Genomic DNA, 23944 nt, shown 5'->3' with positions numbered 1-23944 from the left:
GATCTACTAGCGCCAGGCGCCGGTCGCGTCGAGATGCGGGGAGGGCTCGACCAGCGTCCAGCGCAAGGGCAGCGCATGCGGGCGCAGCACATGACGCAACGTGCGGAACCGGAGCAGGCGTTTCGCGCCGGGGAAAGCATCCACCTCCGCACCGCGCCACACCACTTCCGCATGCCCGCTCAGCTGCAGCAGATGGCCTTGCTCGAAATCGATGAACAGCAGTCCGGCACGGCCGTCGGCGAGCAGGTTGCCGATGGTATTGAAGAAGTTGTTGCCCTGGAAATCGGGCCAGGACAAGTCACCCGATGCCGCTGCCTGCACGAAGCCTGGCCGGCCGCCGCGGTGCGACACGTCGACCCCGTGCGCGGTGCCCGCCGCCGCCTCCGCCGCCGTGGCAATGAAGAAGGTATCGGCACGCGCGATCAGCGCCAGCGCCGCCGGCGGCAGCAATGCGCCGCCGGACCGGTCGGGCAATGGCGCCGGCAGCGCGCCTGGCACCCGCAGCTCGCGCTTCTGGATGTACTTCGGGCAGTTGCCGAAGCTTTGCCGCAGCGCGAATGCAAAACCGGCGTCGTCGACGGCGACGATGCTGCCGTTGGCGCGGTTGCGCCGCCGGGTCTCGAACTGCAGCCCGAGCAAGCCGACCTGCGCGCCGGGCGACAGCGCCGCGGCGAGCGGGTCGTGCGCATCGAAGCGCGCGTCGATGCGCAGCGACACGGGGTCCGGCGAGCGGATGAAGCCGGGGCGGCCGCACAGCATTGACGCCCACAGCCTGCCTTCGCCGTCCTGCGCGCCGGCAAACAAGGTCGGCAGTAAGGGGAAGAATTCGCGGTGCTGCTCCGGCATGTAGCCGCGCAATACCGCCGCGCCGACCCTTTCCATCTGCGCCCTGACGCCGGCGCGCTCCTGCGCATCGCGCTCTCCCGCATGGAAGGCTGCGGCAAGCGCCGTCTTTTGGCCGTCCATGCTTACGCCGCCTGCGCCGGCGGCGCCGGCAGTTCGATCATCGGCACGAAGCGCGGCAGTGCCTCGATGCGCGCCAGCCAGGCGCGCAGTGCCGGATAGGGATCGAGCGCAATCCCGCCTTCCGGCGCGCGCGCAATGTAGCTGTAGCCGGCGACGTCGGCGATGGTGATGTGTTCGCCTGCGAGCCAGGCGCGCGACTGCAACTCCTGCTCCATCACCGTGAACAGCCGCGCGGCGCGCTGCGTCGCGGCCTCCATGTCGACCGGCCGGCCGAAGCGCATGCCGAGGCGCGCCAGCGCCGGGCCGAACGCGATGTCGCCGGCGGCAACCGACAGCCAGCGCTGTACCGCGGCCGCGCCGGCCGCATCGCGCGGCAGCCAGTGCGCGTCGCCATAGCGCAGTGCCAGGTAGACCAGGATCGCATTCGAGTCGGCGACCACGGTGCCATTGTCATCGATCACCGGCACCTGGCCGAAGGGATTGCGCCGGAGGAATTCCGGCTTCTTTTGTTCGCCAGCGCGCAGGTCGACGTCGATCGCGGTATAGCGCAGGCCGAGCAGGGACAGGAACAGCTCGACCCGGTGCGCATGGCCGGACAGGACGCTGCGGTACAGATCGATGGGAGCGGCTGCTTGCATGAGGGTCTCCTTGTTGTGCTGGGGGAGTAGCGATTGTGCGCGCTGCGGATTGCTGAATAAATAGTATGAGACAAAGAAGATTCCTCCATAATATTGAGGAATTTGCCACGCTCCGACGCACATGACATGGACAAACTCCGCGGCATCCAGACCTTCATCGAAATCGCCGACCGCGGCAGCCTGACCGCGGCCGCGCATGCGCTCGACACCTCGCTGCCGACCGTCGTGCGGCGTCTCGCGGAGCTCGAAGCCGCGCTTGGCGTGCGGCTGTTCAACCGCACCACGCGCCGCATCCACCTTACCGACGAGGGCCAGCGCTACCTGGCGATCTGCAAGAATGCGCTGGGGCAGCTGGAGGAGGCGGAAGACACGTTGTTCGATACCAGGGCGGAACCGGCCGGCAAACTGGTGGTAACCGCGCCAGTGCTGTTCGGCAGGCTGCATGTGGCGCCGCTGTTGCGCGAGTTCATGCGCTTGCATCCCCGGCTCACGGTGGAGATGCTGCTGCTCGACCGCAACATCGACCTGATCGAGGAGGGCGTCGATGTGGCGGTGCGCATCGGGACGCCCGCCGAGTCGAGCCTGCATGCGGTGCCGGCGGGCCTGCTGCGGCGCGTGATCTGCGGCAGTCCGGCCTACCTGAAGCGGCACGGCACGCCGCGCCACCCGTCCGAACTGCGCTCCCATGCCGGCATCCGGTTTACCGGCCGCGGCGTGCTCAGCGAATGGCAGTTCTGCGAGAACGGCCGGATCTTCGGCATGCCGGTACCGGCGCATCTCACTACCAACTCGGTGGAGGCCGCGGTCGATGCCTGCCGCGACGGGCTCGGACTCGGCGCATTCCTGTCCTACCAGGTGCAGCTGCCGGTGCAGGCGGGCGAGCTCAAGCCGGTGCTGCGCAAGTATGAAACCGAACCGGTGCCGGTCACGCTGCTGTACCCCCATTCGAAACTGATGTCGACCCGGGTGCGGGCTTTCATCGACTTTGCGGTGCCGCGCTTGCGCGCCTGCGATTTCATGAAGCTGTAGCAGCCGCAAGTGTAGATTTCTTGCAACGCCGAATTTCTCATTTGAAATAATTGTCTTGTTACCGGACGCTTTCGTTTGAGAAATATCAATCGAATATGATTTCGTCAACTTTTACTACTCGTTGACAAGGTTTTCCTCGTAGCATCTAAAGGTCTCGTCCCTTCCGCGAGGAATAGCTTGTCGTCTCACTTTTCACGCAAGCCGGTATCCGCCGTCGCCCTGCTGGCACTGGGGGCGGGCCTCGCGTTTACCGGCACCCTGTGCGTGTGGCTGGTCAATGCGGAAGCGGACCGGCGCGCGAAAGTGCTGGAGCGCGCGGCCGACCTGCGGCAGGCGGCGTTCGAGGAGGAATTCAAGGACGCGGTAGCCGGCCTCACCATACTCAACCGGTTCGTGTCCGGCTCGGGCCAGCCGCAGCGCCAGCAATTCCAGGAACTCGCGACGCAGATGGTGGAACTGCATCCGTACATACAGGCGTTTTCCTTCGTGCGCGTGGTGCCGGACGCGCAGCGGCCGTCGTTCGAAGCCGCGATGCGCCGGCTGAGACCGGATTTCGCGATCAGCGAAATGCGCGACGGCGTGAGCGTGCCTGCGAAAAGCCGGCCGCATTATCACGTGATCGACCAGATCGCGCCCTTTGCCACGAATACCGCCGCGTTCGGACTGGATGTCGCGTCCCTGCCGGGGCAGCAGCGGGCACTGGCGCGGGCGGCCGGCACCGGTCTGCCGAGCGCCACCGGCATGTTCGACCTGTTTTCCGGCTCCAGCCCGGAGCGCGCGTTCGCGCTGGTGATGCCCGTCTACCGGCCCGGTTCCCAAGGACGCAACGCAGCGCAAAGCGAGGGCGCGATCCTCGGCTATACCGCGGCCGTATTCCGGGTCGAGGCGTTGATGCAGCACGTACTGCAACGCGCGACGCTGCTGCATCCGGCCGACGTCGAGCTGCGCGTCTATGTCGAGAACGGCGACAATCCGGAACTGCTCTACCGCAGGGGCGACGGCGAAAGCCGCGCGCGACGGTGGCTTTCGGCCGCCGGCCCCGTCAGCCAAACCCGCAGCGTCGACGTCGCCGGCCTGCGCTGGCAGATTGTTGCCGTCCATGACGGAGACATGTTCAACGACACCCCGGCTTCGGCCTGGCTGGCGCTCGCCTCCGGCGCGGTCGTGACCGCGCTGCTTGCGCTCTACCTGCAGTCGCTGGGCGTGCGTGCTTCCGAACTCGCGCAGGCGAATGCGCGCTTGCGTGAAGACATCGCCGAGCGCGAGCGCATCGAAGCAGCGCTGCGCGCGAGCGAGGAACGCTTTCACCGCCTGGCGGACCTGTCTTCCGACTGGTACTGGGAACAGGATGCCGCCCTCCGGTTCACGTATATCAGCGCCGAAATCCTGTTCGACACGCCAACCTCCCTGCTGCTCGGGAAGACACGTCGGGAACTGCCGCTGGAAATCGCCGGCGGCCTGCGCGCTCACCAGGATCGGCTCGACACGCACCAGGCATTCGCCGACGTCGAATACCGGGTGCGCACGGCGCATGGAATGGTGTACTGGATACAGGTGAGCGGCGAGCCGCTGTTCGATGCGGCCGGCGGGTTCCTCGGCTATCGCGGCACGGCCAAGGACATCAGCGCGCGCAAGCTGGCGGAGGAAGCGCTATGGCAGTCGCAGGCGGAACTGCGCGAGCTTGCGGCGCACCAGGCGCGCGTGAAGGAAGAAGAACGCAAGTGGATTGCGCGCGAGATCCATGACGAACTCGGCCAGAACCTGCTGGCGCTGCGCATCGATGTCTCGCTGCTGGACGAGGCGACCCGCCGCAACCATCCGGCGCTCAATGGACGCGTGCACGCGCTGCTGGACCAGGTCGACGGCGTCATGCGTTCGGTGCGCGCGATCATCAACCACCTGCGTCCGAGCGTGCTCGACCTGGGGCTGCATGCGGCGATCGAATGGCAGGTGAACCAGTTCAGGCAGCGCTGCGCGGTCGCCTGCTCGCTGGAGATCGAAGGCACCGATATCGACGAGGTGCTGGAGGAAGAAGTGGCGACCTCGGTGTTCCGCATCCTGCAGGAAGCGCTGACCAATATCGCCCGCCATGCACGCGCCACGCAGGTGGACATCCGCCTGCGCCTGCTCGATGCCGCGCTCGAGGCGACCATCTCGGACAACGGCATCGGCGCCCTGCCGCATATGCTGAACAAGCCGGCATCGTTTGGGCTGATGGGCATGCGCGAGCGGGTTTTCGCGCTTGGCGGCGAGTTCAGCATTGAGGGCGCGCCGGGGAAAGGCACTACCCTGCGGATTTCCATTCCCACCGCCGCACCGGCCGCGTCGCCCGCCATCCCGGCGTGAGGCACTCCGGGGAAAGGTCAGAACTCTTCCCAGTCGTTGTCGCGGGTCGTGGCATTCAGGCGTTTCGGCACGGGGGCGGGTACGGCGGCCGCGCGCGCGGCCGGCAAGGCGGCTGCCGGCGCGGTTGGCATCCGTGGCCCCCTTGGCGTGTTTGGCGCCGCGGGCGCCGCCGCCTGCGCAGCATCGAGCTTGAACACGCTGACCGCATCGGAGAGATGGACGGCCTGGTCGTGCATGGCCTGCGACGCGGCGGCCGCCTGTTCGACCAGCGCCGCGTTCTGTTGCGTCGCCTCATCCATGTGCGCCACCGCCTGGTTGATCTGCTCGATGCCGGCTGTCTGTTCCTGGCTCGCCGCGGTGATCTCGCCCATGATGTCGGTCACGCGCCGGACGCTGTCGACGATCTCCTGCATCGTCGCGCCGGCCTCATCGACCAGCCGCGCGCCGCTGCCGACCTTTTCCACCGAATCGTCGATCAGCGCCTTGATTTCCTTTGCCGCGGCGGCGGAACGCTGGGCCAGGCTGCGCACCTCGGCCGCCACCACCGCGAAGCCGCGCCCCTGTTCGCCGGCGCGCGCCGCTTCCACCGCCGCGTTCAGTGCCAGGATATTGGTCTGGAACGCGATGCCGTCGATGACGGAAATGATGTCGACGATTTTCCTGGACGATTCGTTGATCGCTCCCATGGTCTCGACCACCTGCGCCACCACCTGGCCGCCTTTGCCGGCAACGTCCGAGGCGGACGAGGCGAGCTGGTTCGCCTGGCGCGCGTTGTCGGCATTCTGCTTTACCGTCGAGGTCAGCTCTTCCATCGAGGATGCGGTCTCTTCCAGCGAACCGGCCTGCTGCTCGGTGCGGGTGGACAGGTCGCGGTTGCCGGACGCGATCTCGCTGGACGCGGCAGCGATCGCCTCGGTGCCGGTGCGCACCTGGCTGACGATGCCGACCAGGCTGTCATGCATGTTCTTCAGTGCCTGCATCAGGCGGCCGGTTTCGTCCGCGGACTTCACCACGACCTTGCGGGTGAGATCGCCGGCGGCGATGGCGCCGGCGATCTCCACCGCTTCATTGAGGGGATTCAGGATCGAGCGGATCAGCCAGTAACCGACGCCGGCTGCCATCAGCAGCCCGAGCAGCAGGCCCGCGGTACAGGCGTTGCGCACCAGGCGGTAGGTCGACTGGGACGATTCGAAATCGCTCCTGGCCACCTCCAGCTGCAGCTGGATCAGCGCGTTGATGTCACCGCGCACCGGCTCGAACAGCTTCTCCATCGGGCCGTGCAGCAGTTCGGTCGCGCGCCTGGCGTCCTGTGCGCGGATCGCTTCCACTGCGGGCTTGAGCGCTTCCGTGACGAAGGCCTTGCGCGCTTCGGCGAACTTCTCGGCGAGCTTGCGCTCCTCGGGCGTCAGGTAGGTCGCCATGTAAGCATCCCAGACCTTGTTGACGGTCTCCATGTTCTTGTCGACCCCGTCCATCACCTGGCGGGCCTCGGCCGGGTCATCCGTGGTTGCCTTGGCGATCTGCAACTGGTTGAGCGTCAGCAGGCGCACGACCTGGTCGAGCTGGCCGAGCGCTACCAGCCGGTCGTCGTACAGCGAGCGCATCGCATCGTTGGCGCGGCCGAGTGCGCCGATACCGATGCCGGCGCCGACGATGAGCTGGACGGAAAGGAAAACGAGGACGAAAATCAGGCGCGAACGGATCGTGATGTTTTTGAACATGGTCTACCCTTTAGCCAGGGCCGCTGTCCGTTCGGCTTGCTCGCGCTGGGGGAAGACCGCACGCCGCACCGTGGAACCGGCCTTTGTTGGTATCAATGCGGCGCGTCGCTTTCCAACGACCGCGAACCGATGCTAATGGTGACGCATAGCAATAAGAATTGATTTAAGTCAAAGTTTGCGAAACCCGCGTGCCGTCCGCAATCCCGGATACCGACGCCGTCCTACACGAAGCCAGCGAGGACGCCTGCAGCAAGGCATCACCGGGCCGCGCGGGCAATGCGCTTGAGGTGCATCACGCGGATTTTCCTTGCAATCCGCTACGCTCGCTGCATAACAATCACAGGGAGGTGTCATGACCATACTGATTCTCGGACTCGCGATGTTCCTCGGCATTCACCTGCTGCCGGTGCTCGCCGGCTTGCGCGATGCGCTGTACGACCGGCTTGGTGAAAAGGGCTACAAGGGAATGTTTTCGGCGGTGTCGGCAATCGGCCTGGTGCTGATCGTGATCGGGTATGCACGCGCGCCGTCCGCGCCGCTGCTGTTCCAGCCGTTCCGCGCCGCCATCCTGCTGGCGCCGCTGGCGATGATCATCAGTTTCGTACTGTTCGCGTCGGCGAACATGCGTACCCATATCCGTCGCCGGCTGAAGCATCCGATGCTGCTCGGTCTGGGCCTGTGGTCCGGCGTCCATCTGCTCGCCAACGGGGAGCTCAGGGCGACGCTGCTGTTTGGCGCCTTCCTCGCCTATGCCGCGATCGACCTGCTGTCGGCGGTGCAGAGAAACGCGATCAAGACCTTCGCGCCGGTGGCACGGCAGGACATGATGGCGGTTGGCGGCGGCATCGTGCTGGCGTTGCTGGTGATGGCCTTCCACCGCCACCTGTTCGGCGTGCCCGCCGTGCATTGGGGGCTGTGAACGGCGGCGGTCCTCAAACCCCGGAACCGCTGCCCCTGCGCAAGGTCACAGCTATAAATGACAAGAACTGCGGTGGGCGGATTACTTTTCCGGGAGATGCTGTGCCGAAGCGCGCGTTACTTATCGTCAACCGAAAGAGCCGCAACGGCGCCGGCGATATCAACGTCTTCACCGAGCACCTGGCCAGCCGTGCAGTGGAGGTTCTGCTGCGGATGACGGAACGGCCGGACCAGATACCCGCGCTCATCGAACGCCACGCAACCGACGTGGATTGCGTGATCATCGGGGGCGGCGACGGTTCGCTGAATGCCGCCGCGGGCGCGCTGGCGGCTGCCCGGCTGCCGCTGGGCGTGCTGCCGCTCGGTACCGCCAATGATCTTGCGCGCACGCTGAAGATCCCGGTCGAACCGGCGGAGGCGGGCAAGGTGATTACCGACGGCATACTGCACCGGATCGATCTCGGGCGGGTAAACGACCGCTTTTTTTTCAATGTCGCCCACATCGGCCTCGGCGTGCGCGCGCGGGAGCACCTGTCGGGCGACGTGAAGCGGCGCTGGGGCGCGCTCAGTTACGCGCGCGCGCTGTTCAGGACGCTCGGGTCGTTCCGGCCCTTTCATGCTGACATCGAGTGCGACGGGCAGACCAGCCGCCTGCCTTCCATCCACATTGCAGTCGGCAACGGGCGGCACTATGGCGGCGGCATGACCGTTTCGGAGAACGCAAGCATCGACGACCGCCTGCTTTTTCTGTACAGCATAGAGCCGCTCGGCGCGTGGCAGTTGCTTAAATGCCTGCCGGCGCTGCGTACCGGTCGATTCGAGGAATGGCATCCGGTCGTGATCGCGCAGGGACGCCGGATCAGGATTGCCACCCGCAGGAAGCTCAATGTCAGCGCCGACGGCGAAGTCGTCAGCTCGACGCCGGCCACATTCGACCTGATTCCCGGCGCGATCAGCGTCTTCGTGCCGGAGGCCTATTTCGAGAGCAGGAAGGACATGACGAATGTTGCTCAGGGATGAAAGACAGACGGCGCTCAATGCCGTCGAAAAGCTGTGCCTGGAAACGGCGCACCGTTACGAAACCGCCGTGAAGGACCTCGCGGACGACCCGTTGTCCGGGGTATGCCTTACCCTGTCCGAAGAGAGGAAGCGCCTGTGGGATGAACTGGCTGTGCATATCCGGGCGCTGGACGACCTGCCGCAGACGCCCGACCCGGACCGCGAAGCCGCGGTGCATCTGCTGTCCGCGATCAAGGGGCTGCTGACGGGCGACGCGCGCGCGGCGCTGCTCGCCGACTGCGCGCGCCTGGAGGAAGCGCTCGCGGACGCGATACGCGCAGCGCTGGAACAGGACCTGGGAACGGAACCGCGGGATACGTTGCAGCGCCTGCTTGCGCACACGGACAAGGCACGCCGGGAGTTGCATGCGACGGGCGACTGAGCGGCGGCCGCCGCTCAGGACTTGGCCATTCCCAGTCCGCGCGCCAGCCGCCACAGGCGGTTTACCAGGCGGCCAGCGAAGCTGTCGCGGCGGCGCACCGTCCGTATCCACACGCGCGCGCGGCGCAGCGCCGCGTGCGCCGCATGCTGCACGACCAGTTTCCCATGCAACAGCATGTGCAGATGGGAGCGATAGATCACCAGATCGTCGAGGTCGCGCTGCACGCCCAGCAGCCGGGTCTTGTAGTCGTCCTGCCCCCAGAGGAAATGGTATTCGGCGCCGCGCCGCGCGATGCATTCGCAGATGGTCAGGTAGCAGCACAGGGTGCCGAGCCGGTAATCGTCGTAGGCCGGATCATGCGCCAGGGTTTCGAGAAAGTAGTTGCCGCCGACGCGGTAGTTGATCGAGCCGGCGCAGATGCGCCCGTCCACCAGGATCACGCCGACCGTTCCGCATTCGCGCGCCATCGCCGCGATGCGCCGCGTCGTGTCTTCGTCATTGATCGATTCCTTGCCCTTGCTCGCCATGCGCAGGTGGTTCAGGCTGATGATGTGGCGGATCACGTCTTCGCTTGCTGCTTCCGCGGTCAGCACACGGAATTCGAAGCGCGGAAAGTCGCGCTTCAACTTGTTCATGTAGCGATGGATGTAGCTGCGCGTGGAGCGCCCGAGACTGGCGTGATAACTCTCGGGGCTGCTGGGCAGCGTGAGCACCATGTCTTCGAGGCAGTTGAAACGCTGGTAGGGCAACCCCAGCTCCGCCAGGTGCGGACGCACCGCATGGAAGGAGATTGCCTTCACCGAGGAATAGCGGCCGAAGATATAGGCGGCGAAACGCGCAAGGTCGTCCTCGTCGACGCGGATGCCTTCGTTAATGACCCGCACCGTATTGCGGTGGCGGCGAAACAGCCACGCGCAGACGATGGATTTGCCGTCGCGGACGACAAACACGCTGGCGTTGTCGGCGCCGCCGAAGATGCGGTAATAGGAAAGCGAGGAAAACAGATTGCCGTACAGCTTTTCCAGCACGCCGCCGATAAACGGGGGAACGTCTTCTTCATAGCACTGGATGGAGATGTCGGACCACGGCGCCACCTGCATCGCGACCGCATTGTTCGGCGCTTTTTCGATGGATTGTTCTTGTCTGCTGCTCATCGTATTCATTCCCTAAATCGGTACACGGAGCGGAACAGCAGGACGGGTCCGGCCCGCGGGAACGCTCATCCCGTTCGCACTCACTCGGTTTTGATTGGGATCCGAACAAGAGTTCAGTGCGCGCATGCCGCAGTGCGCAACTTTTTTGTGTGAACGCAAAGGCGCGCACAGGGGCCCCACGAGCGCAAGCCGGGCGTGCTGTCAGGATGTTTCCTGCTGCGCAGGACAATGCCGTCCGCACTGGCAGCGCATCAATCTTCTTCGGCAGCACGCAGCCACGCTTGCGCGAACGCATCGAAAGGCACCGGCTTGCCGAACAGGTAGCCCTGCACCTCGTCGCAGCCGTTCTCCAGCAGGAAGAGCCGCTGCTCCTCCGCCTCGACGCCTTCGGCCACCACCCGCAGGTTGAGAATGTGCGCAAGCGAGATCACTGCTTTCACAATGGCTGCATCATCCTGGTCGGTGGCGACGTCACTCACGAACGACCGGTCGATTTTAAGCGTGTCTACCGGGAAGCGCTTGAGGTAGTTCAAGCTCGAATAGCCGGTGCCGAAATCGTCGATCGATGCTTTCACGCCCAGCTCCTTGAGCTTCCTGAGTGTAGCCAGCGACTGATCGACGTCGCGCATGACGACGGATTCGGTGATTTCCAGCTCCAGGCAATGCGGGGCGAGCCCGCTCTCGCGCAGTGCCGCGGCGACCAGCTCCACTACATCCGCGCGAGCGAGCTGGCGCGGCGACAGGTTGACCGATACCGGGATCGCCGGGTAGCCGCACTGCTGCCACGCGACGTTCTGCGCGCAGGCGGTGCGCAGCACCCATTCTCCGATCGCGATGATCATGCCGCTTTCCTCGGCCAGCGGAATGAACGCGGCCGGCGGAACCAGCCCGCGCGCCGGGCTGCACCAGCGGATCAGCGCTTCCGCGCCGACCACGCGGCCGCTCGCGAGGTCGACCTTGGGCTGGTAGTGCAGCACGAATTCATTGTTGGCGATCGCATGCCGCAGGTGGTGCAGCATCTCCAGCCGAGCGGTGGCATGCAGGTTCATCTCCGCCGCAAAATACTCGAAGTGGTTGCGCCCGAGCTCCTTGGCCTTGTACATCGCGGAGTCGGCATGCCGCAACAGCATCCGGGCATCCTGGCCGTCCGCGGGATACAGGCTGATGCCGGCGCTGCAGGTCACCTGCAGCTCGATGCCGTTGATCGACCATGGCTCGGCGACCAGCGCGATCAGACGGCGCACGGTGTCGGTCACCGCTTCGATGCTTCTCTGGCTGCCGAGCACGACCACGAATTCATCGCCGCCCTGGCGCGCGACGGTATCGGTGGCGCGCAGGCAGGAAGTCAGGCGGGCCGACACCACCTTCAGCAATTCGTCGCCGGTCTGGTGGCCGAGGCTGTCGTTGACGAACTTGAAGTGATCGAGGTCGATGAAGGCGACGGCGACGATGCTGCCGTCGCGCTGCGCCTGGTGCATCGCCTGCTGCAGCCGGTCCGAGAGCAGGTTACGGTTGGGCAGGCCGGTCAGCGCGTCATGCGTGGCCTGGTAGCGGATCGTCTCTTCGTACGCCTTGCGCACCGTGATGTCGACCACCGTGCCTTCGTAGAACAGGATGTCGTTGCCTACCCCGCGCACCGCGCGTGCGTTTTCCGAGATCCAGATCACGTTGCCGTTGCGCTGGCGCACCTCCGATTCGAAGTTGATCACCTGGTCGTGCGCGGCCATCAGTCGCAGGAATTCGGCGCGGCGCCCGGGATCGACATAAAGCTGGTGCTCGATGTCGCGCAGCATCGCGGTCATCTGCTGCGGCGAGTCGTAACCGTACATGCGCGCCAGCGCCGGATTGACCGCCAGGTAGCCCTTGTCCGGCGTGGACTGAAAGATGCCTTCCACCGCATTCTCGAAGATGCTGCGGTAGCGCCGCTCGGCCTCGTGCAGCGCCTGTTCCGCCGCGCGGCGCAGGGTGATGTCCTGCACGAAGCCTTCCAGCGCGCTGCAGGCGCCGTCGCTCCCGAGCACGCCGCTGCCGTGCTCGGCCACCCAGCGCTCGGCCCCATTGCGGCGCCGCAGGCGGTATTCGATGCGGTAACGGCGCCCGTCCGCGAGCGCCGCGTGAATCGCGGCGCGCGTCGACCGCCAGTCGTCGGGATGCACCAGGTCTGCCAGGCGGACGCGGCCCGCCGCGAATTCGACGGCGGCATGGCCGGTCAACGCCAGACAGCCGGCACTGACGAACTGCAGCGACCAGCCGTCGTCGGGCCGGCAGCGGTAGATCATGCCGTCGAAATTCGCCAGCAGACCGGCGGGCGCAGCGGCGGCGGGACAGTCGGCCGGCAGGCAGGCGCGGGCATGGGCAAGATGTCGCATGGGGGGATTCCGGTATTTGCGGCAGCGGCAGGAAACGGCTGACCAGTCAGCAAGCATTGCAATCATGCAAGTACGATGCCTGCTTGCATTGGTCTGGCAAGGCGAAGATGGGCAGGAATGCGGGCGGCAGCGCACCATGAGGGTGCAAGCCGCCGTTCCCGCGCCGGCTTTCCTGTCCCGTCGCAGTGCAGAGGCGGGCGATTCCGCAGGGCGTGACCGCGTGCGCAAGGAGCACCGGACACCGGCCTCATAGCCCGTGTTGCGTCGCCCCGACGCACCCGCCGGACAGAATCGATCTGCGCTACACTTGTCCCATATTGATGGGAGCAGCCCCTCGCAGGTGAGGCGGCGTACCGGGGATGGAATGATACGCAAATTGACCTTGGCGCTGTTCTTGCCGCTCTGCATTGCTGCGCCGGCAAGCACCGCGCAGGTTTCCGCGGCGCCGAACACGATGCTTCTGGCCAGCCTGGAATGGCTGCCCTATGTCGGCGCGCAGCTGGATCAGGAAGGCTGGTCCGGCTTCGTGGCTGACCTTGCCGCGCGCCAGTTCGGCTACCGCACGAAAATCGAATACTTTCCGTGGACACGGGCCATGCAGCTCGGCATGAAGGACCCGCAGTACGCCGGCTACTTCCCTGCGTATTACACCGAGGAGCGCGCGCGCCAGTGCCATTTCTCGGCTCCCATCGGCAGCAGCACGGTCGGCTTTGCCTACCTGCGGAACGCGCCGCTGCAATGGAACGCGCTGCAGGACCTGGCGTCGCTGCGCGTCGGCGTGGTCGCCGGCTTCTCCAATGGCCCGGCCTTCGACAACGCGGTACGCGACGGCAAGCTGAACCCGGACGCATCGCCCAGCGACATGCTCAACCTGCGCAAGCTGCTGGCCGGCCGGGTCGATGCGGTGGTGATCGACAAACTGGTGCTGCGCTACCTGCTGGCGACCGAGCCGAGCCTGGCGCGCGACCGGCATCAATTCGTCTTCCACGAAAAGCCGCTGGCGGAGCTGTCGCTGCACGTCTGCTTCCAGCATACCGAACGGGGGCGCGAGTTGCAGAAGGCGTTCGATCGCGCCTTGCAAGGCATGCAACTGCGCAAGCTTGAATCCGAGTACTTCCAGCAACTCGACCGGCGGCAATGATGCAACAGCGCGTCGATTGCGCTATTGCACTTTCCACCGCTGACGTAAAATGCAACAAAAAGCGCCGCGCCCTCCTTGCGCGGCGATAACCATTCCCTTTCCCGGACAGCGCATCGTGATACAGCGGCTTCGCTCAGTCGTGAACAAACCTGTGCAGCTCACGCACCGGTCGCTGCGCGGCCTGTGGGCGCTGCAAAACCGCGAACGCGAACGCCTGTGGAACGAAATATCGGGCATGCGGGGCCTGATGCAGCTGCTGATGAAGCAGCGCAACGGCGAGGAATGGACCGATGCCGACCGGCGCGCGCTGCGCCAGCAGCTGCGCAGGCTGGCCTCCCTCAGTCCCTACGTGGTGCTGTTCGTGTCGCCCGGCGGATTTCTTGCGCTGCCGGCACTCGCCTGGTGGCTGGACCGGCGCCGTCAGAAGCGCGGCGCGCGCGGGCACCAGCCGGCAGCCGATTGAGGTCGCCCGGCATGCACCACCATCCGGCGGCGAATACGGCTCTGGACAAGCCGGTGCCGAACCCGCATCTCTATCCTGACGCGACGCCAGCAGCGGCTGATGCGCGCTCTGCCCGTATCGCGCGCGCGGCGGCGCGGCAGGTGGGCATGCCGCTCGCCTGCCTCGCGGTCGAAGGCCCGGGCACACCGGCGGCGTTGCGCCGGCTGCCGCGGGACGCGCAACTGCCCCTGATTTTCATGACGGCGAAGGTCCAGGCCGCGGAGATTGCGCATTACCACACCCCGGGTGCGATCAGCACGATCCGGGAACGCAAAGGACAGGGACATGCATGAGAAGAACGCGGCGGCGGACGCCGACCTCGACGCGGCGCTGCGCGCCATCGAAGAAGCCTATGTCGCCGCCTTGCCGGGCCGCCTGCAGGACATCGGCAGCAACCTGAACCGCTGCCGCGCGGAGCGGCAGACAGCGCACTTCGATGCGCTGCTGTTGCAGCTGCATTCCCTTGCCGGATCGGCCGGCACCTTCGGCTTCGCCGAACTGGGAATGCGCGCCACCGACCTCGAGATCCGCCTCGGGGCGGCGCGCAAGGACGCCGCGGCCGGAGCGGCGCTCGACGAGGTGCTGCATGATGTCGAGGCCTTCCTGCAATGGGCGGCCGCGGCAGTCCGCTGATCGCCCGCCGCAATATCATTCCCGCGGACCGTCACGTCCGGCGGCGCAGGGCGTGACAAATCGACAACTCGCGGCGCATGCTGTCGCCACACCACATCATCCCCGGGCAAAATTGACCCAAATCAATGAATTATTCGGCAGGGTGGCCGAGCATCGCGGTTAAGCACGGCTTACTACCAGCGGTATCGGACCGGTAGTGCCTGGCCAAATTCCGCCAATCCCTTTGACCGAGCCGCTGTCTCTATGGCCACGACTGCAGCGCCCCCTTTTTCACGCCGCATCCTGCTTGTCGACGACGATACCATCACGCTCGACCTGCTGTCGCACCTCTTCCATCACGCTGGCTTTGCCACCGGCAAGGCGGCGTCGGGTGAAGCCGCGCTGGAAGCGCTGGCGCAGCAGGCATACGATCTGGCGCTGCTGGACGTGAACATGCCGGGCATGTCCGGGCTCGAACTGGCGAAGCGGCTGCAGGCGGACAGCCAGCTGCCGTTCATGTTCCTGTCCAGCAACAATGACATCAAACTGGTGCGGCAGGCGGCCGACTATGGAGCGGTCGGCTATCTGGTCAAACCTTTCGAGCACGGGCAGATCGTGCCCGCGGTCGAAGCCGCGCTCGCACGCGCCGACGAGATTCGGCAGTTGCGCCGCACCGAAGCGAACCTGACTGCGGCGCTGGCAGCCGGCCGCGAAACCAGCATGGCCGTGGGCCTGCTGATGGCCCGGCTGCAGACCGACCGCAACACGGCGTTCGAAGTGATGCGTGACTATGCGCGCGCCAACCGCTGCAAGCTCAACGAGGTCGCGCAGGAGTTGCTCGCGGCGGAAGAAAAGATCGGCGTGTTCAAGACCATGGTCGCCAACATGCGCAACAAGTCGGCCTGATTCGAAAGGAAGTCCATGCCCGTCCCCAAGCGCGCCGCCGCTCCCGACGACCTCCCGCCCGTCAGCGAGGTTCCGGCCGCGCTGCAGAAACTGGAAGCGAATATCGCGTCGGTCTTCCTGGCCCGCCTGGATGGGTTGTTCGCGCCTGACGCGCTCGGCCTGGGCGGCGGCACGCCGCGCGAGGACAGCTTCCTCGGCCGTATCGGCAAGCCGGCGTTCTGGACCTGCGCGCTGTGCAAGAAAGACCAGGTTCGCTACAGCCCGGCGGTGCAATTCCATCTGCAGCGCCTGTTCTCCGCCGATGGTCCGATGAGCTTCCATGACTATTGCCAGGTCTGGGGCCAGAGCTTTTACGCCGCGCGCCACGACGGCGACAGCGCGCGTGACCTGCTGCTGCTGTTCCTCGACCAGAACCTGCGCAGCCTGAAGGAGCTGTATATCCTCGAACAGCCGCACAACCAGGACCTGACGCCGGAAACGCGCGCGGTGCAGCGCTGCCTAGAGGCGTCGGCCAACGCGATGCTGTTCGTCGGCGACCGTTTCTCGCGCTGGGTGCTGGATGACTGGCTGCCGTTCCACCTGCGCTATGTCTGCTGCCGCGGCTTCAATGCGCCGCGCGGCACGCCATTGCCCGAGTGCGGCTGCAGCGTGCTCGGCGGCGTTTCCGTCACCTGGAACTAGCTGCGATGTGCCGGTGCGCGATCGCACCGGCCCGGATTATTCGGCCGCGCCCCCTGGCGCTGCCAAGCGGCTGATATCGGGCACGTCGAAGAAATCCACCTCGCCGGATTCGAGCGAATATTCCGCGCCCACCACCAGCAGTTGCCCGCTGCGGATGCGCTGCTCGATGATTTCCGAGCCGTGCCGCAGATGGCTGGCGGTCGACCGCACGTTGGCGCGCACCGCATGGTGCAGCAGCGCCTCGGGGTCGTTGCGCAGCTCGGTCGCCAGCAGCTGCTCGACCGCCGGCCGCACGCGTTCGACGATGGAGCGCAGGTGGCGCGACTGGTTCTGCATCGGGCGCACGATTTCCTCGAGGGTCGCGGACACCGCGCCGCAGTGCGAATGCCCGAGCACCACCACCAGCGGCGTGCCGAAGCGCTCGGCCGCGAATTCCACGCTGCCGATCTGCGACGGCGCGACGACATTGCCGGCAATGCGTATCACGAACAGATCGCCCAACCCCTGGTCGAAGATCAGCTCCGCCGGCACGCGTGAATCGGAACAGCCGAGGATGATCGCGAACGGCTGCTGCCCGGCGACCAGTTCGCTGCGCCGCTCCGGACTCAGCAAGGTATGGCTGTTTGCGGTACCGGACATGAACCGGCGGTTGCCTTCCTTCAGGCGTTCAAGTGCTGTCAGTGCATCGCTCATTACTGCCTCCTTTATTCTCTTGGACGGCAAGTGTATCCGACTGCCGCAGGCGCGCAACTGCGTTGCCGCATTCGGTGCGGCGAAGACCGCCATGGCCCCCGGCACGAATACCGGGTAGCCGCAGAAAATGTCAGTCGGGCAACAGCGCGGCGCGGCCGGGAAGCGCAATCGAACGACCGTTCGCGAAAAAATCGAAACTGGACTAGTATTAGGTCCTGTTGCCGTAGTTGAACCCGCCACTTGCCGCAGCCCCTGCCCGACGATTCCAGATGACCGCCTTGCCAGACATCGATTCCGTGCTCGAACAAAGCTTCGACACCATCCCGCAGCTGGTCCGCCTGCATGCGCAGGCGCGGCCGGCGCATGCCGCCCTGGTGCAGGACGGCGTCACCATGACGTATGCCGAACTCGACGCGCAGATGGACCGGGTGGCGGCGGCGCTGCAGCGCGACGGCGTGCAGCCGGGCGCGGCGATCGCGGTGTGCGCGGCGACCTCGATCGCGTACGCAGCGCTGTTTCTCGGCAGCCTGCGCGCGGGTGTCGCGGTGGCGCCGCTGGCGCCCTCGTCCCCCCCAGAGAGCCTGATGGCGATGGCCAGGGATGCGGGCGCGCGCCTGCTGTTCGTGGACGACGCGGTGGCGCAGGCGCTGGCGGCGGTCCGCGCTGCCGGCGACGCGCCGCTGGTCGCGCTCGACGACGGCAACGCCGGCACGCGCTTTTCCGGCTGGCTCGCGCCCGCCGGCACGAGCGCGGCGCCGGTCGCCATCCAGCCCGACTGGCCGTTCAACATCATCTATTCCTCCGGCACCACCGGCGCGCCCAAGGGCATCGTGCAGCCGCATTCGATGCGCTGGACCCATGTGCAGCGGGCCCGGGTGAACGGCTATGACCCGGATGCAGTGTCCCTGGTTTCCACGCCACTCTATTCGAACACGACGCTGGTGTGCTTCTTCCCGACCATCGCGCTTGGCGGCACCGTGGTGATGATGGCCAGGTTCGATGCCGGCGCCTGGCTGGCGCTGGCCGAACGCCACCGCGCCACCCACACCATGCTGGTGCCGGTGCAGTACCAGCGCATCATGGCGCGCGAGGATTTCGGTCGCTACGACCTGTCGTCGTTCCGCATGAAGTTCTGCACCAGCGCGCCGTTCTCCGCGGCACTGAAGGCGGATATTTTGAAGCGCTGGCCGGGCGGGCTGATCGAGTATTACGGCATGACCGAGGGCGGCGGCACCTGCGTGCTGGCCGCGCATGAGCATCCGGACAAGCTGCACACCGTCGGCCAGCCGGCGCCGGGCCACGACATCCGCCTGATCGACGACGCCGGACGCGAGGTGCCGCAGGGCGAACTCGGCGAAGTGGTCGGGCACTCGCCGGCAATGATGGCGGGCTACCACAACCAGCCGCAGAAGACGGCCGAGGCGGAATGGCGCGACGCCAGCGGCAAGCGCTTCATCCGCACCGGCGACATCGGCCGCTTCGACCAGGACGGCTTTCTCACGCTGATGGACCGCAAGAAGGACATGATCATCTCGGGCGGCTTCAACATTTATCCGAGCGACCTGGAAGCGGTGCTGGCGCAGCATCCCGGCGTGGCCGAAGCAGCGGTGGTCGGCGTGTCTTCGGAGCGCTGGGGAGAAACGCCGGTCGCCTTTGTGGTGCCGAAGCCGGGCGTGGAATTGCAGCCGCAGGAAGTGCTCGACTGGGCCAATGCGCGGCTGGGCAAGACGCAGCGGCTGGCGTCGGTGCAGCTCACGCCGCTGTTGCCACGCAGCGCGATCGGCAAGGTGCTGAAGCGCGAGCTGCGTGAAATCCTGACCAGCACACAGAATTCCCTTTGAGCGGCAATGCCGCTGTTTTCTCAACAAACGATACAACGATGGTGGACGATACTCTTTTCAATACGCAGGAAATCCTCGACCTGCTCACGCTCGAACAAACCGGCGACGACCGCTTCCGCGGCCAGAGCCATTTCATGGGCAGCCCGAACGTGTTCGGCGGCCAGGTGCTGGGCCAGTCGCTGTACGCGGCGGCGGTGACGGTGCCGGGGCGGCGCGTGCATTCGCTGCATTCGATGTTCCTCCTGGCCGGCAATCACCAGCTGCCGATCGACTATGAAGTCGAGCGCGTGCGCGACGGCGGCAGCTTCAGTACCCGGCGCGTGGTCGCCTACCAGGAAGGGCGGCGCATCTTCGTGATGTCGGCATCGTTTCAGCAGGTCGAGCAGGGGCTGGAACACCAGCGCGCGATGCCCGCCAACCCCGATCCGGAGTCGCTGCCGTCGAGCATCGCCGCCTGGAAGAAGATAAGCGAGGGCGGCAAGCGCCCGTTCCGCCCGGTGCCGGTGGACTTCCGCGCCGACCATGCAGGCGACATCTACAGCGGCCACAAAGGCCAGCCGGGAAAGCTGGTATGGACGCGCTCGCCGCTGGCGCTGCCGCACGACACGCTGGCGCACGAGACCATGTTCGCCTACGTGTCCGACTACGGATTGCTGTGGACATCGCTGCAGCCGCACGGCATCCGGATGGGCGACCCGCGCCTGCAGATCGCCAGCCTCGACCATACGGTCTGGTTCCACCGCCCGTTCCGCATGGATGAATGGCTGCTGTTTGCGATGGAAAGCCCGAATGCGTCCGGCGGCCGGGGGCTGTGCTTCGCGTATGTGTACAACCAGAAGGGCGAACTGGTGGCGACCGTCGCGCAGGAAGGCCTGATCCGGATCCGGGAAAAGAAGGCGTAGCGCATAGCGCATGCCGAATCGGCATTGGCAGGATGCGCGCGCTTCCGCTAGCATCGTGCTCCTGCGTTTTTCCCAAGAGGATAAAGATGGATCTCATGTTGTCGCCGGAAGTCCTCGCGATGCTGTTCGCCGCCGCGGCCATTGCCGGTTTTGTCGATGCGATCGCCGGCGGCGGCGGGCTGATCACGATCCCGGTGCTGCTGCTGGCGCAGGTGCCGCCGATCCAGGCACTCGCCACGAACAAGTTCCAGGCCAGCTCCGGTTCGTTCACCGCGTCGCTGATGGTGATCCGGCGCGGGCTGGTGCGGGTGCCCGAGGTGCGGCCGCTGTTCATCGCGTCTCTGGTCGGTTCGGCCGTCGGCACGCTGCTGGTGCAGTTCGTCAATGCGCAGACCCTCGACCTGCTGATCCCGATCGTACTGGTCGGCATCGCGCTGTATTTCCTGCTCGCGCCGAATGCCGGCGCCATCGAGCGCAAGCCGCGCCTCTCCAAAAGCCTGTTCCAAGGCACCGTGGTGCCGGGCATCGGCTTTTACGACGGCATGTTCGGGCCAGGCACCGGTTCGTTCTTTTCGCTGGCCGGCGTCGCGCTGCGCGGCCAGAACCTGGTCACCGCGACCGCGAATGCGAAGGTGCTCAACTTCGCCAGCAACATCGCGTCGCTCACCGTGTTCATCCTGGGCGGCAAGGTGCTGTGGCTGGCCGGCGCGGCGATGATCGCCGGCCAGGTGATCGGCGCATGGAGCGGCTCGCATGCGATGGTGCGCGGCGGGACGAAGCTGATCCGGCCGATGATCGTGACCGTGTGCGTGGTGATGCTGGGCAGGTATTTGTGGCAAAAGGGCTTTGTAGCCTTGTAGCAAGCCGTATCCGCGGCCGGAATGGCAGACAGAAAACGCTGTCCAACCTACAATCCGCTCGCACCACGTCAAATCCGCCATGAAACAATTCAAGGACATCCCGCTCAGCATCCTCGACCTTGCGCCGATCCAGCAAGGCGGCACCGCGGCCGACGCATTCCAGCGCACGCTGGACCTGGCGCGGCATGCGGACCGCTGGGGCTACCATCGCTACTGGCTGGCGGAACATCACGGCATGCCCGCAATCGCCAGCGCGGCGACCGCGGTGGCGATCAGCTACGTCGCGGCGGGCACCACGCGGATCCGCGTCGGCGCCGGCGGCGTCATGCTGCCCAATCACGCGCCGCTGGTGGTTGCCGAACAGTTCGGCACCCTCGAATCCCTGTATCCCGGGCGAATCGACCTCGGCCTCGGGCGCGCCCCGGGCTCGAACCAGCTGGTCGCGCGCGCACTGCGGCGCGGCCTGCAAGCCGACGGCGAGGAATTCCCGCAGCTGCTGGCCGAGCTGCGCGGCTATTTCCGGCCGCGCGGCACCGATTCCGGCGCCGCCCGGGTACGTGCGGTGCCGGGCGAAGGCTTGTCCATCCCGATCTGGCTGCTCGGTTCCAGCGACTTCAGCGCCCGGCTTGCCGGCCATCTCGGGCTGCCCTTCGCCTTCGCCGGGCAGTTTTCGCCCGCCTACCTGCAGGAGGCGCTGGCGCTGTACCGCCACTGCTTCCAGCCGTCGGACGCGCTCCAGAAGCCGCATGTGATGGTCGGACTGAACGTGTTCGCCGCCGATAGCGACGAGGAAGCGCGCCGCCTGTCGACCACCCACCAGCAGATGCATGTGAACCTGATCCGCGGGCTGCCCGGGCAGATGCCGCCGCCGGTCGACAGCATGGATGGCCTGTGGTCGCCGCTGGAACAGGCATCGGTCGAAGCCACCCTGCGCGTCTCGATCACGGGCGCGCCCGACACCGTCAGACGCCGGCTGCAGGCGTTCATCGACGACACCCAGGCCGATGAGCTGATTGTCAACACGATGATCTTCGACCACGCCGCCCGGCTGCGCTCCTATGAAATCCTGGCGCAGCTCGCGCACAGCTGACGGAGGAACGCGATGTACATGGTGTACTGGACCGAGGCGGAAGACGGCGGCAACCGCGCCTGCAGCCAAGAGTTCGCGTCGGCCGACATGAGCGGTGCGATGCAATTCATGGAAAGCTTGCGCAGGCGGCAGCGCGAAGGTGACGCCGTGTGCTTCATCACCCTGTGCTCGGAAAACCCGGACTCGGTCGGCCCGCCCGGTGTCGCCGATCCCGCGCCCGACTACAACTGGAAGAAGCGGCGCAGGCAGTAGGTGTCCGTCCTACACGCGGCCAAACCGTCTGGCCGTCCATCCACGTTCTGTGACACACTTGCAGTCCTGCGCCGGCGCCGGCGCCTGTACCGTCATCAGAACTCGTAACGTGGAAGCCCAACACTCCTTACCCTATCTGCGGGAAACCCTGCTGTTTCTCGGACTTACCGGCATCCTGATCCCGCTGCTGCAGCGCTGGCGGGTCAACCAGATCCTGGGCTTTCTCGCCGTAGGCACGCTGATCGGCCCGTTCGGACTCGGCCTGTGGGCGAATGACGTGCCGTGGCTGGCGTATTTCACCTTTCCGCAGCTCGACGGCGTGGAAGCGCTGGCCGAACTCGGCGTGCTGTTCCTGATGTTCATGATCGGACTGGAACTGTCGGCGGAAAAGCTGTGGATGCTGCGCGGCTGGGTGTTCGGCGCCGGCAGCGCACAGGTGTACATCAGCGCCGCGATCATCGGCTCGATCGCCTATGCTTTCGGCAACACGCTGGAGGCCGCCGCCATTCTCGGCTCGGTGCTGTCGCTGTCGTCCACCGCGGTGGTGATGCAGCTCATGAACGAGCGCCGCACCCTGGGCACGCCGCTCGGCCAGGCCGGATTTTCGATCCTGATGCTGCAGGACCTGGCCGTGGTGCCGCTGCTGATCCTGATGGGCGTGCTTGCCAGCGGCAGCCGCGACGGCCTGCTTGAACTGGCCGGCATGACGCTGGCCAAATCGGTCGGCGCGATCGCATTGATCTACCTGCTCGGCAGGCGCGTGATCCGGCCGCTGTTCCATTCCTTCACCCAGCAGCGCCAGCCGGACGTGTTCATGGCGCTTACGCTGCTGGCCACGCTGGGCATCGCCGCATTGACCGAGCTGGCCGGCCTGTCGCTGGCGCTCGGCGCGTTCCTGGCCGGCCTGCTGCTGGCGGAAACCGAGTTCAAGCATGAAGTCGAAGTCACCATCGAGCCGTTCAAGGGCCTGCTGATGGGATTGTTCTTCATGTCGGTCGGCATGGGAATCGACGTGCGCGAAGTGGCGAAGTCGCCGCTGTGGCTGCCGCTGTCGGTGATCGGCCTGTTTGCGATCAAGACGGCGGTGATCAGCGTGATCCTGCGCATCGGCGGCTTCAACTGGGGCCGCGCGATCGAAGGCGGGGCGCTGCTCGGGCAGGGCGGGGAATTCACCTTCATCGTGGTCGGCTATGCGATTTCCTCCCGGCTCATGCCGGAGGACATCGGCCAGTTCATCATGCTGGTGGTCAGCCTGAGCCTGTTCGCGACGCCGATGGTGGCCAAGGCCGGCCATACGTTCGGCGAGTGGTGGGAAGGGCGGCACGGCGAGCGGCCGGCGGGCAGCCTGGACGACGCGGTGGTGGAACCGAGCGCGAGCCATGTGATCATCGCCGGCTTCGGCCGCGTCGGGCAGTTGGTGTCGCAGATGGTGTCCGCGCAGAATGTGCCGTACATCGCGTTCGAGACCAACGCGCGCCTGGTGGGCAAGTTGCATGCGGCCGGCCTGCCGGTGTATTTCGGCGACGCCGCGCGCGTGGAGCTGCTGCAAAAGGCGCACGCGGAGCGGGCGGCGGCAATCGTGTTGACGATGGACCATCCGGCGTCGGCGCTGCATGCGGTCAAGGCGATCCGGCGTGCCTATCCGCATGTCCCGCTGTTTGCGCGTTCGCGCGACGAAAAGCATGCGCAGGCGCTCAAGCAGGCCGGTGCCTCCCATGTCATTCCGGAAACACTCGAAGCCGGCCTGCAACTGTCCGCCTTCGTGCTGCAGTCGCTCGGCGTGTCCGAAGGCAGCGCGGCGCATACGATTCAGGTCGAACGCGACAGGCGCATCGCCGAATTGCATGGTTAAATAGCAGATTGACAAAGCCCATCCATATCA

The 23944-nt window shown here is 66.0% G+C and carries 23 protein-coding genes; 17 read left to right on the top strand and 6 right to left on the bottom strand.

Translation table 11 applies throughout. From position 1 onward, the window contains the following. Positions 1 to 6: 6 nt before the first annotated feature. Both VEC01_RS16915 and VEC01_RS16910 read right to left on the bottom strand, forming a co-directional pair. The gene (locus VEC01_RS16915; RefSeq protein ID WP_324902080.1) at positions 7 to 966 is read right to left on the bottom strand and encodes a pyridoxamine 5'-phosphate oxidase family protein; all 960 of its coding nucleotides are present in this window, start codon (positions 964 to 966) and stop codon (positions 7 to 9) included. A gap of 2 nt (positions 967 to 968) precedes the next feature. Further along, on the bottom strand, positions 969 to 1604 hold the full coding sequence (locus VEC01_RS16910; protein WP_324902079.1) for a glutathione S-transferase: 636 nt from the start codon (positions 1602 to 1604) through the stop codon (positions 969 to 971). Between the two features lie 126 nt (positions 1605 to 1730). On the opposite strand from VEC01_RS16910, the gene VEC01_RS16905 reads away from it, so the two are divergent. Together VEC01_RS16905 and VEC01_RS16900 are read left to right on the top strand one after the other, a co-directional pair. Next, positions 1731 to 2633 (top strand): LysR substrate-binding domain-containing protein, encoded by a 903-nt coding sequence (locus tag VEC01_RS16905; protein ID WP_324902078.1) that lies wholly within the window; start codon positions 1731 to 1733, stop codon positions 2631 to 2633. Positions 2634 to 2810: 177 nt separating this feature from the next. After that, positions 2811 to 4979: a CHASE domain-containing protein gene (locus VEC01_RS16900; RefSeq protein WP_324902077.1), complete on the top strand. Its 2169-nt coding sequence runs from the start codon at positions 2811 to 2813 to the stop codon at positions 4977 to 4979. Positions 4980 to 4996: 17 nt separating this feature from the next. Here the strand turns inward: VEC01_RS16900 and VEC01_RS16895 are convergent, their stop codons facing one another. Continuing rightward, complete coding sequence (locus VEC01_RS16895) at positions 4997 to 6700, bottom strand: methyl-accepting chemotaxis protein (protein ID WP_324902076.1); 1704 nt, start codon at positions 6698 to 6700, stop codon at positions 4997 to 4999. A gap of 352 nt (positions 6701 to 7052) precedes the next feature. Between VEC01_RS16895 and VEC01_RS16890 the strand changes: the two genes are divergently transcribed. The 3 genes from VEC01_RS16890 (at position 7053) to VEC01_RS16880 (ending at position 9059) form a co-directional block, all read left to right on the top strand. Further along, entirely contained in the window at positions 7053 to 7619 is a 567-nt protein-coding gene (locus VEC01_RS16890) for an NnrU family protein (RefSeq protein ID WP_324902075.1), read from the top strand. A 101-nt stretch (positions 7620 to 7720) separates the two neighbouring features. Further along, entirely contained in the window at positions 7721 to 8638 is a 918-nt protein-coding gene (locus VEC01_RS16885; protein ID WP_324902074.1) for a lipid kinase, read from the top strand. Then, complete coding sequence (locus VEC01_RS16880) at positions 8622 to 9059, top strand: hypothetical protein (protein ID WP_324902073.1); 438 nt, start codon at positions 8622 to 8624, stop codon at positions 9057 to 9059. The genes VEC01_RS16885 and VEC01_RS16880 overlap by 17 nt, the downstream gene beginning before the upstream one ends. A gap of 14 nt (positions 9060 to 9073) precedes the next feature. On the opposite strand, the gene VEC01_RS16875 is transcribed toward VEC01_RS16880, so the two are convergent. Together VEC01_RS16875 and VEC01_RS16870 are read right to left on the bottom strand one after the other, a co-directional pair. Further along, complete coding sequence (locus tag VEC01_RS16875; protein WP_324902072.1) at positions 9074 to 10213, bottom strand: GNAT family N-acetyltransferase; 1140 nt, start codon at positions 10211 to 10213, stop codon at positions 9074 to 9076. Positions 10214 to 10464: 251 nt separating this feature from the next. Then, on the bottom strand, positions 10465 to 12582 hold the full coding sequence (locus tag VEC01_RS16870; RefSeq protein ID WP_324902071.1) for a putative bifunctional diguanylate cyclase/phosphodiesterase: 2118 nt from the start codon (positions 12580 to 12582) through the stop codon (positions 10465 to 10467). 364 nt (positions 12583 to 12946) lie between these two features. Here VEC01_RS16870 and VEC01_RS16865 point away from each other — a divergent pair, with 364 nt between their 5' ends. From VEC01_RS16865 to VEC01_RS16840, 6 genes are all read left to right on the top strand, one after another. Continuing rightward, the gene (locus VEC01_RS16865; RefSeq protein WP_324902070.1) at positions 12947 to 13723 is read left to right on the top strand and encodes a transporter substrate-binding domain-containing protein; all 777 of its coding nucleotides are present in this window, start codon (positions 12947 to 12949) and stop codon (positions 13721 to 13723) included. 139 nt (positions 13724 to 13862) lie between these two features. Beyond that, a complete protein-coding gene (locus VEC01_RS16860) occupies positions 13863 to 14186 on the top strand; it encodes a hypothetical protein (protein ID WP_324902069.1) in 324 nt (107 codons plus the stop codon). Positions 14187 to 14197: 11 nt separating this feature from the next. Continuing rightward, positions 14198 to 14518 (top strand): hypothetical protein, encoded by a 321-nt coding sequence (locus tag VEC01_RS16855; protein ID WP_324902068.1) that lies wholly within the window; start codon positions 14198 to 14200, stop codon positions 14516 to 14518. Beyond that, a complete protein-coding gene (locus tag VEC01_RS16850) occupies positions 14511 to 14858 on the top strand; it encodes an Hpt domain-containing protein (protein WP_324902067.1) in 348 nt (115 codons plus the stop codon). Before VEC01_RS16855 ends, VEC01_RS16850 begins: the two co-directional genes overlap by 8 nt. 243 nt (positions 14859 to 15101) lie before the next feature. Continuing rightward, the gene (locus tag VEC01_RS16845) at positions 15102 to 15743 is read left to right on the top strand and encodes an ANTAR domain-containing response regulator (RefSeq protein WP_324902065.1); all 642 of its coding nucleotides are present in this window, start codon (positions 15102 to 15104) and stop codon (positions 15741 to 15743) included. A gap of 15 nt (positions 15744 to 15758) precedes the next feature. Beyond that, complete coding sequence (locus VEC01_RS16840) at positions 15759 to 16424, top strand: hypothetical protein (RefSeq protein WP_324902064.1); 666 nt, start codon at positions 15759 to 15761, stop codon at positions 16422 to 16424. 36 nt (positions 16425 to 16460) lie between these two features. Here VEC01_RS16840 and VEC01_RS16835 read toward each other — a convergent pair whose 3' ends face one another. Further along, entirely contained in the window at positions 16461 to 17117 is a 657-nt protein-coding gene (locus VEC01_RS16835; RefSeq protein ID WP_324902063.1) for a carbonic anhydrase, read from the bottom strand. A gap of 269 nt (positions 17118 to 17386) precedes the next feature. On the opposite strand from VEC01_RS16835, the gene VEC01_RS16830 reads away from it, so the two are divergent. The 6 genes from VEC01_RS16830 (at position 17387) to VEC01_RS16805 (ending at position 23914) form a co-directional block, all read left to right on the top strand. Continuing rightward, positions 17387 to 18958, top strand: coding sequence for a class I adenylate-forming enzyme family protein (locus tag VEC01_RS16830; RefSeq protein ID WP_324902062.1), 1572 nt, complete (start codon positions 17387 to 17389; stop codon positions 18956 to 18958). Positions 18959 to 18996: 38 nt separating this feature from the next. Beyond that, a complete protein-coding gene (locus tag VEC01_RS16825; protein WP_324902061.1) occupies positions 18997 to 19860 on the top strand; it encodes an acyl-CoA thioesterase II in 864 nt (287 codons plus the stop codon). A gap of 86 nt (positions 19861 to 19946) precedes the next feature. Further along, positions 19947 to 20720: a TSUP family transporter gene (locus VEC01_RS16820; RefSeq protein WP_324902060.1), complete on the top strand. Its 774-nt coding sequence runs from the start codon at positions 19947 to 19949 to the stop codon at positions 20718 to 20720. A gap of 79 nt (positions 20721 to 20799) precedes the next feature. Continuing rightward, positions 20800 to 21810 carry an LLM class flavin-dependent oxidoreductase gene (locus VEC01_RS16815; protein WP_324902059.1) on the top strand — a complete coding sequence of 337 codons (1011 nt, stop codon included), beginning with the start codon at positions 20800 to 20802 and terminating at the stop codon, positions 21808 to 21810. A 12-nt stretch (positions 21811 to 21822) separates the two neighbouring features. Further along, positions 21823 to 22062 (top strand): hypothetical protein, encoded by a 240-nt coding sequence (locus VEC01_RS16810; protein ID WP_324902058.1) that lies wholly within the window; start codon positions 21823 to 21825, stop codon positions 22060 to 22062. A 109-nt stretch (positions 22063 to 22171) separates the two neighbouring features. Beyond that, positions 22172 to 23914 carry a cation:proton antiporter gene (locus VEC01_RS16805; RefSeq protein ID WP_324902057.1) on the top strand — a complete coding sequence of 581 codons (1743 nt, stop codon included), beginning with the start codon at positions 22172 to 22174 and terminating at the stop codon, positions 23912 to 23914. The last annotated feature ends 30 nt before the right edge of the window (positions 23915 to 23944 follow it).

This window comes from Noviherbaspirillum sp. (genome assembly GCF_035627455.1).
GTDB lineage: Bacteria > Pseudomonadota > Gammaproteobacteria > Burkholderiales > Burkholderiaceae_D > Noviherbaspirillum.
Note: the sequence above shows the minus strand (reverse complement) of the source record. Positions and strands in the feature narration are given on the sequence as shown.

What these genes read in the sequence shown, in the direction of transcription:
- VEC01_RS16845 (WP_324902065.1), top strand. Translation starts at nt 15,102, where the DNA reads ATGGCCACGACTGCAGCGCCCCCTTTTTCACGCCGCATCCTGCTTGTC.
- VEC01_RS16905 (WP_324902078.1), top strand. Translation starts at nt 1,731, where the DNA reads ATGGACAAACTCCGCGGCATCCAGACCTTCATCGAAATCGCCGACCGC.
- VEC01_RS16870 (WP_324902071.1), bottom strand. Translation starts at nt 12,582, where the DNA reads ATGCGACATCTTGCCCATGCCCGCGCCTGCCTGCCGGCCGACTGTCCC.
- VEC01_RS16890 (WP_324902075.1), top strand. Translation starts at nt 7,053, where the DNA reads ATGACCATACTGATTCTCGGACTCGCGATGTTCCTCGGCATTCACCTG.
- VEC01_RS16825 (WP_324902061.1), top strand. Translation starts at nt 18,997, where the DNA reads ATGGTGGACGATACTCTTTTCAATACGCAGGAAATCCTCGACCTGCTC.
- VEC01_RS16820 (WP_324902060.1), top strand. Translation starts at nt 19,947, where the DNA reads ATGGATCTCATGTTGTCGCCGGAAGTCCTCGCGATGCTGTTCGCCGCC.
- VEC01_RS16850 (WP_324902067.1), top strand. Translation starts at nt 14,511, where the DNA reads ATGCATGAGAAGAACGCGGCGGCGGACGCCGACCTCGACGCGGCGCTG.
- VEC01_RS16815 (WP_324902059.1), top strand. Translation starts at nt 20,800, where the DNA reads ATGAAACAATTCAAGGACATCCCGCTCAGCATCCTCGACCTTGCGCCG.
- VEC01_RS16895 (WP_324902076.1), bottom strand. Translation starts at nt 6,700, where the DNA reads ATGTTCAAAAACATCACGATCCGTTCGCGCCTGATTTTCGTCCTCGTT.
- VEC01_RS16910 (WP_324902079.1), bottom strand. Translation starts at nt 1,604, where the DNA reads ATGCAAGCAGCCGCTCCCATCGATCTGTACCGCAGCGTCCTGTCCGGC.
- VEC01_RS16875 (WP_324902072.1), bottom strand. Translation starts at nt 10,213, where the DNA reads ATGAGCAGCAGACAAGAACAATCCATCGAAAAAGCGCCGAACAATGCG.
- VEC01_RS16915 (WP_324902080.1), bottom strand. Translation starts at nt 966, where the DNA reads ATGGACGGCCAAAAGACGGCGCTTGCCGCAGCCTTCCATGCGGGAGAG.
- VEC01_RS16835 (WP_324902063.1), bottom strand. Translation starts at nt 17,117, where the DNA reads ATGAGCGATGCACTGACAGCACTTGAACGCCTGAAGGAAGGCAACCGC.
- VEC01_RS16880 (WP_324902073.1), top strand. Translation starts at nt 8,622, where the DNA reads ATGTTGCTCAGGGATGAAAGACAGACGGCGCTCAATGCCGTCGAAAAG.
- VEC01_RS16865 (WP_324902070.1), top strand. Translation starts at nt 12,947, where the DNA reads ATGATACGCAAATTGACCTTGGCGCTGTTCTTGCCGCTCTGCATTGCT.
- VEC01_RS16855 (WP_324902068.1), top strand. Translation starts at nt 14,198, where the DNA reads ATGCACCACCATCCGGCGGCGAATACGGCTCTGGACAAGCCGGTGCCG.
- VEC01_RS16810 (WP_324902058.1), top strand. Translation starts at nt 21,823, where the DNA reads ATGTACATGGTGTACTGGACCGAGGCGGAAGACGGCGGCAACCGCGCC.
- VEC01_RS16840 (WP_324902064.1), top strand. Translation starts at nt 15,759, where the DNA reads ATGCCCGTCCCCAAGCGCGCCGCCGCTCCCGACGACCTCCCGCCCGTC.
- VEC01_RS16830 (WP_324902062.1), top strand. Translation starts at nt 17,387, where the DNA reads ATGACCGCCTTGCCAGACATCGATTCCGTGCTCGAACAAAGCTTCGAC.